We start from the raw sequence: 4,535 nt of genomic DNA on the forward strand, positions 1-4,535 counted from the left end.
ACGCCCTCAATGTCGGCACGACGCTGGGCGTGACCGCGGGGCAGGGCAGCATCAACCTGCAGACCGCGCAGAGCGGCGGCACGCAGACCATTCGCGCCCGCGACAACGTCACTTTCAACGCGCTGACCACGACGGGCGTCAACGGTGATGCCGGCAGCATCAACGTCACCGCCGACAACGGCTTCATCCTGGCGCAGACGGTGACATCAGGCGGCGTGACCACGCTGGGCTCGGTCTCGGCCCATGGCTCGGCGACGCTGCTGGCGGCCACGACCATCAGCGGCAACACGCTCGCCGCCACCACAGGCTCCGGCCTGCTGACCGCCAACGGCGGCCCGATCAACTGGAACGCCCTCAATGTCGGCACGACGCTGGGCGTGACCGCGGGGCAGGGCAGCATCAACCTGCAGACCGCGCAGAGCGGCGGCACGCAGACCATTCGCGCCCGCGACAACGTCATCTTCAACGCGCTGACCACGACGGGCGTCAACGGCGATGCCGGCAGCATCAACGTCACCGCCGACAACGGCTTCATCCTGGCGCAGACGGTGACGTCAGGCGGCGTGCCGACACTCGGCTCGGTCTCGGCCCACGGCTCCGCAAAGTTGCTCGCCGCAGGCACCAACACCGGTCATAACCTCACGGCCTCGACCGGCAACGCAGTCCTGAGCGGCACGGTCGTTCATTGGGATAATCTCATCGCCGGCGGCACGCTCGACGTCACCGCGACGGCAGGCGGGATCACCGTCGGCACCGCCAGCAGCGGCGGTACGCAGACCCTGCATGCCGTGAACGACATCGTCTTCAGCCAGCTCACCACGACGGGGATCCCGGGCGATGCCGGCGGCCTCGACGTCAAGTCCGACGCCGGCTCGCTCCGCGGCGGATCGATCTCCGCCAACGGCGATACGCATTTCGAGGTGGCCGGATCAGTCTCGTTCGACCGGGTCAGCGGCAACGTCGTGAAGATGACTTCGTCGGGCGACCTGACGATCAACTGGGTCAGCGTCGTGCGGGAGCTCGATCTCGCGGCCGATACGATCAACGTCAAGGGCGAGCAGATCCGGTCGAACCCGGCAATCCCGCTGATCCTGAACATCACCGGCTACAATGGCGGCGTGGCGAAGTCCGCCAACATCTCGATCGATCCGGACAGCATCATCGTCAATCAGTTCAGGGTGGTGGACGCGACCTTCTGGACGGATGCGCCTGCCGTGACGATCCTGAACGGCTATGTGCCGGGTCAGCTCATGCTCACAACAGCCCACCAGCAGGTGCTGCTCAACAACCGCACGCCGGCGCCGTCCAGCTGGCCGACGCTCCAGCTCTATCAGCCGGGCGGCGTGTTCACCATGAGCCAGGTCGGCAACGCCAATGTCAGCAACGCCTATGTGGTGTTCTATACCGGCGATGTCTCCGCGACCGTCACCAATTACGGGCCGAGCCACACCTGCTGCAACGCCTTCACCGGCGCCAGCATGATGCGCAACATCTCGGTCGACGGCGAGGGCAAGGAGAGCATCGAGTCCTGGCTCGCGAAGAAGGACGGGGGAACGTTCTACCTCCTCGGCCTCTCCGGCCAGGCACGGCTCGACGCGCTGCTGACGCCGCGCCCGGTCGAGGCCATCGGCTCCGGTCCCGCCGTCAACATCGAAGGCCTCAGCGACATGCGCAAGCTGCGCCAGAAGGGGCAGCGTGCGGGACGTACGGGCTGGAAGGACGCGGCGATCGAGACGGCGAAGCCGGCGATTGGCCGTCTCGCAGAGGCATGGTAATTGGATTCGGGATGCAGATTCGGGGGGCAGCATTGGCGGTCGGGCTGGCAGCGTCCTGCATCGCCTCCGCGCGCGCTCAGTCGATCAATCCCGGCGTGATCCAGAACGACGTCGACCGGCAGCGCCGCCAGCTCGAGCAGCAGAGCGCGCCGCCCAAGCTCACAGGGCCCGCGGTGATCGGCGGAGAGCGCGAAAAGGCCCAGCTCCTGAAGCCGGGCGGGCCGAAATTCCGCCTGCGCAAGGTCACGTTCGACGAGTCCAAGTTCATCACGCCGGCTGAGCTGGATGAGATCGCGAAGAAGTATGTCGGCAAGGACGTCGACATCGCCTCGCTGTTGCAGCTCGTCGCCGACATCAATGCCGTCTATGCCGCGCGCGGCATCGTCACGGGCATCGCGACGCTGCCCGAGCAGGACGCCAAGGGCGGAATCGTCCGGGTCAAGCTGACCGAAGGCCGGCTGCAGAAGACGACGGTCGAGGGCAACAAGCAGACCCGCACCGACTATATCCTCGATCGCGTGAAGGAGCCCGAAGGCGAGGTCCTCGACGTTCCCAAGCTCAACCGCGACGTGATCTGGTTCAACCGCACCAACGACGTGCAGATCAAGGCGCTGCTGCAGCCGGGCACGAGCTTCGGCCTCACCGACCTGCAATTCGCGGTGATCGAGCCGCCGGTCGACACCTTGCAGCTCTTCACCGACAACCAGGGCGCGGAGAACACCGGGCGTTGGGAGGGCGGGGCCTTCTACAAGCGCCACGGCCTGTTCGGCGTCGACGACCGCCTGACCTTCTACGGCGTCCGTTCCGACGGCAATCTCAACGGCAACGTCGCCTACAGCATCCCGGTCAATCCCTGGGGCGGGCGCGCCGGCGTCAGCTATACCGAAGGCAAGATCAAGATCATCCAGGGGCCGTTCGTCGCGCTCGACGTCACCGGTCGATCGAGCCAGGCCGCGGTCAATTTCAGCCAGCCGGTCTGGGTGACACAGGACTGGCTGGTGCTGCTCAACGCCGCCTTGACCGAGGGCAAGACGGTCAGCCGCTTCGCCACGGTCGCCGTCACCGACGATCACTACGACAAGACCACGGCGGGCGTCTCGGTGACCAAGTCCGGCAACACCTACTCGATCACGGTCTCGCCGGCGGTGAATTATATCGCGTGGCACGACTACGTGCTCGGCAATAACCGGGCGTTCAACACCTATACCGGCTCGCTGATCGCGACCAGCGCCGCGGGGCCCCAGAACTTCAGCGCCAATGTGCTGGCGAGCTGGCAGTACACGCAGGAGAAGCTGCTGCCGGGCGATCAGATCTTCTCGATCGGCGGTCCCACCACCGTGCGTGGTTATCCCTCCAACGCGGCGTCCGGCGACAGCGGCTATTATTTCAACGCCGAGCTGCACTACAACTGGTCGCAATGGCTCAGGGGTTTCGACACCTACATCTTCACCGACTGGGGTGCGGTGTACTCGACCTTCCCCGGCATCACCGAAATGGCGTCCGTCGGCGTCGGCTTCTCCTGGACTTACGCGTCATTCATGACGTTCGAGGCAAATTACGCGACGCCGCTGAAGATGGCGGTGTCGACCCAGAACCATTACGAGGCCTATGGCCGCGTCATCTTCCGGCCGCTGTTGATGTTCCAGAAGCCCGAGCCGCCTGCGCCTCTCGCCGCGGTGGCCGGCAGGAGCAAGTCGTAGCGGGCGGGCTGCTCCGATCTCACCGTCGTCGTTGCGAGGAGCTCTTGCGACGAAGCAATCCAGGGTCTTTCCGCGGATACATTCCGCTGCGCTCGCAACGACGGCGGATGGCCCTCTTGCTACCGCCGCAGCGTGAACTCCGCCCCCCCGCGCCGGTGCTCCCATTTCGCCTGCTCCAGCTCGGGCCGGTCGCATTCGATTTCCGGATAGCCGATACAGAGATAGGCGATGAACTTCCAGCTAAGAGGCACGTCGAGAATGGCGTGGATACGATCCGGATTGAGAATCGACACCCAGCCGATGCCGATGCTCTCAGCGCGCGCGGCGAGCCACATCGCGGTGATCGCGGCGACCACGGAATATTCCGTGGTCTCCGGCATGGTGGCGCGGCCGAGGCCGTGACCGATGTCGCTGGCCTTGTCGGCGAACACGGCGAGGTGGCCGGGAGCTTGCTCGAGGCCCGACAGTTTCAGCGTGGCGTAGCGCGCCGCGCGTTCGCCGGCATAAGAACCCAAAGCTTCGGCATTGCACGCCTTGAAGTCCTCGGCCACGGCGCGGCGGCATGCGGCATCGTCGACGATGACGAAGCGCCAGGGCTGGCTGAGGCCGACCGAGGGCGACAGGCAAGCGGTCTCGATCAGGCGGTCGATGGCGCCGTCCGGCAGCGCTTCGGCTCGGAAGCGGCGCACGTCGCGCCGCCACACGAACAGCTCGCGCAAATGCTGGCGGAAGGTGTCGTCGAACTCGACCATGAAGCTAGCGCCCCATCTGGAAGGCGGCCGCAACCAGCAGGATCAGGATCTCACCTAGCTGCTCGAACGCGCCGAGGATATCGCCGGTCTGTCCGCCGATCTGACGGATGGCGAGCCGCGCCAGCATCAGGCCTGCGAGCGATAGCAGAACCAGGCCGACCAGCGCCTTGCCCGGCCCTAACGCGAGGGCGAGCGCGAGCGTTCCAAGCGCGAAAGCGATGGCGACGCTGCGGCCGGGGGGCGCTCCCGCACTCGCTGAAAGCCCGTCCGGCCGCGCGGGTGGGACCAGGGACATGAAGGCCGGCACG

The 4,535-nt window shown here is 66.1% G+C and carries 4 protein-coding genes; 2 read left to right on the top strand and 2 right to left on the bottom strand.

Annotated elements, in window-relative coordinates; all coding sequences use genetic code 11:
* The coding region (locus MOV74_RS31850) for a beta strand repeat-containing protein (protein WP_404979204.1) at positions 1-1,775 on the top strand (1,775 nt) is incomplete at its 5' end.
* Positions 1,776-1,786: 11 nt separating this feature from the next.
* A complete protein-coding gene (locus MOV74_RS31855; RefSeq protein WP_246930967.1) occupies positions 1,787-3,475 on the top strand; it encodes a ShlB/FhaC/HecB family hemolysin secretion/activation protein in 1,689 nt (562 codons plus the stop codon).
* A 119-nt stretch (positions 3,476-3,594) separates the two neighbouring features.
* Here the strand turns inward: MOV74_RS31855 and bluB are convergent, their stop codons facing one another.
* On the bottom strand, positions 3,595-4,227 hold the full coding sequence (gene bluB / locus MOV74_RS31860; RefSeq protein ID WP_246930968.1) for a 5,6-dimethylbenzimidazole synthase: 633 nt from the start codon (positions 4,225-4,227) through the stop codon (positions 3,595-3,597).
* Between the two features lie 4 nt (positions 4,228-4,231).
* Positions 4,232-4,535: adenosylcobinamide-GDP ribazoletransferase (locus MOV74_RS31865; protein ID WP_246930970.1), on the bottom strand; the 304-nt coding region annotated here is incomplete at its 5' end.

It is taken from the genome of Bradyrhizobium sp. SHOUNA76, from assembly GCF_023006445.1.
In the GTDB taxonomy this organism is placed as follows: Bacteria; Pseudomonadota; Alphaproteobacteria; order Rhizobiales; family Xanthobacteraceae; genus Bradyrhizobium.

What these genes read in the sequence shown, in the direction of transcription:
- MOV74_RS31855 (WP_246930967.1), top strand. Translation starts at nt 1,787, where the DNA reads ATGCAGATTCGGGGGGCAGCATTGGCGGTCGGGCTGGCAGCGTCCTGC.
- bluB (WP_246930968.1), bottom strand. Translation starts at nt 4,227, where the DNA reads ATGGTCGAGTTCGACGACACCTTCCGCCAGCATTTGCGCGAGCTGTTC.